Raw genomic sequence first — 3,475 nt, 5'->3', positions numbered from 1 at the left:
CTGGAACTCTGTCCGGCGCTGGACCTTGCCATCCCGGTGGGCAAAGACTCCCTGTCCATGCGCACTATCTGGCGAGAGGAGGGTGTGGAAAAGGCCGTCGTGTCGCCCCTGTCGGTGATCATCTCGGCCTTCGCGCCCGTGGCGGATTTGCGGAAGAGCTGGACCCCTCAGTGGTCTGCCCAACCAGATACCGATCTCTGGTTGGTGGACTTGGAGTGTGGTCGGCTCGGCGCTTCTATCCTGGCCCAGACTTTGGGGCAGATGGGCGATACGACGCCTGATCTGGATGCCCCGGAGTTGCTGCGCGGCCTGTTCATTGCATTGCAGGCTTTGCGCATGCAGGAACTGGTGCTGGCCTACCATGACCGCTCTGACGGTGGTCTCTGGGCGACCCTCTGCGAAATGTCTTTCGCCAGCCGTTGCGGGGCGGATATCCAGTTGCCTTCGGGTGAAGAGGTCTGGTCCTTTCTTTTTGCCGAGGAACCAGGAGTGCTTATTCAGACCCCGGCCGCCCAGCGCGCGCAAATCACGCAGATTTTTGCGGATGCCGACCTCGCTGGACGGGCTCAGGTCATTGGTCAGGTAAAGACCGACCACTGGCGTTTGCAAGTGCAACAGGGTGGCCAATCCATCCTGAACGAAGCGGTCGCTGACCTGCTGCGCACCTGGGCGGAGACCAGTAACCGGATGCAGGCCCTGCGCGATGATCCGCTTTGCGCCCAAGAGGCTTTTGCTCTGGTGGCCAGCGAGAATGCGCCGCTGTTCTCCCATCTCTCCTTTACCCCGCAGATGCCGATGATTCAGACCGGGGCCGGACCCCGCGTGGCGATCCTCCGGGAGCAGGGTGTCAATGGTCAGATCGAGATGGCGGCGGCTTTCCATCGTGCCGGTTTTACCGCCGTGGATGTGCATATGAGCGACCTTGCGGCCGGTCGTCATCGCTTGGCGGATTTCCAGGCAATGGCCGCTTGCGGCGGCTTTTCCTACGGAGATGTGTTGGGTGCCGGTGCGGGTTGGGCCAAATCGATCCTTTTCCATGATCGTCTGCGGGACGATTTCGCCGCCTTTTTTGCCGATACCTCGCGCCTCGCCCTGGGCGTTTGCAATGGCTGTCAGATGTTGGCGGAACTGCGCGACATTATCCCCAGCGCGGCGCATTGGCCGCATTTTGCGCGCAATCGTTCGGAGCAGTTCGAGGCCCGACTGGCCATGGTCGAGGTCGTGGATTCGCCGTCGCTGTGGTTCGCGGGTATGGCGGGCACTTACGCGCCCATCGTTATCGCCCACGGCGAAGGGCAGGCGCGCTTCGCCGGAGATCAGCCGGTCGCAGCGCCTGTTACCATGCGCTTTGTGGATGCCCAGGGGCGGCCCGCAGTGCAGTATCCAGCCAATCCCAACGGCTCCCCGCAAGGTGTTACCGGCCTCTGCAACGAGGACGGTCGGGTCTCCATCCTCATGCCGCACCCGGAGCGGGTCGTGCGCAGTTTACAAATGAGCTGGCGGCCGCCGGAGTGGGGTGAGGCTACACCTTGGATGCGGATTTTTGTGAACGCACGGAAGGCATTGGGATAATGTATGGAGCAAAATAAGATATTTCCCTGTCTGGTGGTGTTCAGTTTACTACCGAACTATTTGCTATAGGGGCCAATGGGTAACGCTGCGAAGGACTACGGGATGCTGCGAGGTAAGGAATCGGTGACGCTCATTGTTTTTTCGAGCCACGACCTTTGCGCACGGACTTCTGGCTTTTATCCCCCAGCGCCTTCGTCTCCTTTAGTACCCGGTCAAAGTCCGACTCGATTTTCAGTGTCCGGTTGAATTCTGCATATTCGGCTAGCGTTCTCTGATCGGCCTGAGTTTTGCTGATGTTGCCCTTTTGGGTCAGCACAGCGGTGTGGTCGGCTTTGCTGTGGATGATCTCGGCGGCGGTCTGGCCGGTGATGGCGTAGTGGAACTTGTTCTGCACCATGGCGTAGAAGGTCTGCGTGACGTCGGACCGGGGGTCGTAGTCCACACTGCATTCGGCGAAAATATCGGTGATCTGCTGATAAATACGGCGTTCTCTGGCGCGGATCGAGCGAACCCGCTCCAGCAACTCCAGGAAGTAGTCCTCGCCAAACACCTGCTTGCCTTGCTTCAGGCGTTCATCGTCCAGCATAAAGCCCTTGCGGATATATTCCTTCAGAATCTGCGTGGCCCAGATGCGGAACTGGGTGGCACGCTTGGAGCTGACGCGGTAGCCGACGGCGATGATGGCATTGAGGCTGTAGTGCTTGAGGGATCCCGAGCGCGAGACTTCTCTGGAACCGATGGAGGCCAGGGATTGCTTTGCCAGCCTAGAGGCCAGCAGGATGTGGATATGGGAGGTTTCCTGCGTTGCGCCGCGCTTCAATGCGGTTGAGTTCCTGCATGTATCTGTTTAATGCGTCAGAGAGCAGCGTGCGCTCGGCATCGTTGCGCTGGATAAAAATGCCACGGACCATTTCTGACTCAGTAATCCTTGACCACGATTCAGCATCGCGCTTAGTGCGGAAGGTTTTCGTCTGGGATGGGAACACGCGTTTACGAAATGATGGCTTGCCAGCTGATCACGTTATTATCTTGATCTACTCTGGGGTTAATTGTAGCCATGCTGCACCTCGCGCCGCACCTATGATTTGTAGCTAAGTGCAGCGTTTAATAAAGTTAGCCGTACCGCATTGGCTATCTTGTTATTTTATTTGGCGTCCCCATGGGGGTTCGAACCCCAGTTACCGCCGTGAAAGGGCGGTGTCCTAGGCCACTAGACGATGGGGACCTGGACAGCGCTGAGGATCCTACACAGAACGGGCGCATGGGGCAAGTGTTGTTTTGCGGAGTTTGCGGATGCACACGCGTAGCCCGGTGGTGCCTCTTCAGGTAGACTAAGTCTCTCGCAATTCAAAAATCCAGGATGAAAGGACTTATGGACGAACAAGAAGCAGTTTTTATGATTGAGCGCATTTACGTGAAGGACATCTCCTTTGAGTCGCCCAACGCGCCGCTGAGTTTTGTGCAGACTGAGGCGCCGACGGTGGATGTGGGCCTGAACACCACCAGCAATGCGGCGGAAGGCATGGATGGCCTTACCGAAGTGACGCTGACCGTGACGGTCAAGGCCAAGGCGGGCGAAAGCACCTACTTTGCGGTGGAGGTCCAGCAGTCTGGTTTGTTCCGCATGCAGAATATCCCGGAGGAGCACCTGCCCGCCCTGGTCGCTGTGCACTGCCCGACAATACTGTTCCCCTATGCGCGGGAAGTGGTGGCAGATATGGTGGGCCGCGGCGGTTTCCAGCCTCTACATCTGCATCCGGTCAATTTCGAGGCACTGTATCAGCAGGCACAGGCCCAGCAACAGAACTACACGACGCAATAAGCCATGCGTTGGGCGGTGCTGGGGGCCGGTCACTGGGGGACAGCCCTGGCGGTTTATCTGCTCCGGCAGGGGCATGCCGTG

At 58.6% G+C, this 3,475-nt stretch carries 4 protein-coding genes and 1 tRNA gene; 3 read left to right on the top strand and 2 right to left on the bottom strand.

The window, feature by feature from the left end; genetic code table 11:
• On the top strand, positions 1-1,572 hold a 1,572-nt coding region (locus tag AC2VNK_RS07700; protein WP_486883365.1), incomplete at its 5' end, for a phosphoribosylformylglycinamidine synthase subunit PurQ.
• A 130-nt stretch (positions 1,573-1,702) separates the two neighbouring features.
• Here the strand turns inward: AC2VNK_RS07700 and rhuM are convergent.
• Entirely contained in the window at positions 1,703-2,392 is a 690-nt protein-coding gene (gene rhuM, locus AC2VNK_RS07695) for a RhuM family protein (RefSeq protein WP_291522956.1), read from the bottom strand.
• A gap of 329 nt (positions 2,393-2,721) precedes the next feature.
• Positions 2,722-2,797: transfer RNA gene (locus AC2VNK_RS07690), tRNA-Glu, on the bottom strand.
• A gap of 147 nt (positions 2,798-2,944) precedes the next feature.
• Here AC2VNK_RS07690 and secB point away from each other — a divergent pair.
• Together secB and AC2VNK_RS07680 are read left to right on the top strand one after the other, a co-directional pair.
• Positions 2,945-3,394, top strand: a complete 450-nt coding sequence (gene secB / locus AC2VNK_RS07685) for a protein-export chaperone SecB (RefSeq protein WP_291522954.1) — start codon at positions 2,945-2,947, stop codon at positions 3,392-3,394.
• A 3-nt stretch (positions 3,395-3,397) separates the two neighbouring features.
• The coding region (locus tag AC2VNK_RS07680; protein ID WP_486883366.1) for a hypothetical protein at positions 3,398-3,475 on the top strand (78 nt) is incomplete at its 3' end.

The sequence above is a fragment of the Acidithiobacillus sp. TH-A35 genome (assembly GCF_057473505.1).
This window is presented reverse-complemented; position numbering and strand designations above follow the sequence as displayed.

Excerpts from the sequence above, each read along its gene's own strand:
- secB (WP_291522954.1), top strand. The coding sequence starts at position 2,945 with ATGGACGAACAAGAAGCAGTTTTTATGATTGAGCGCATTTACGTGAAG.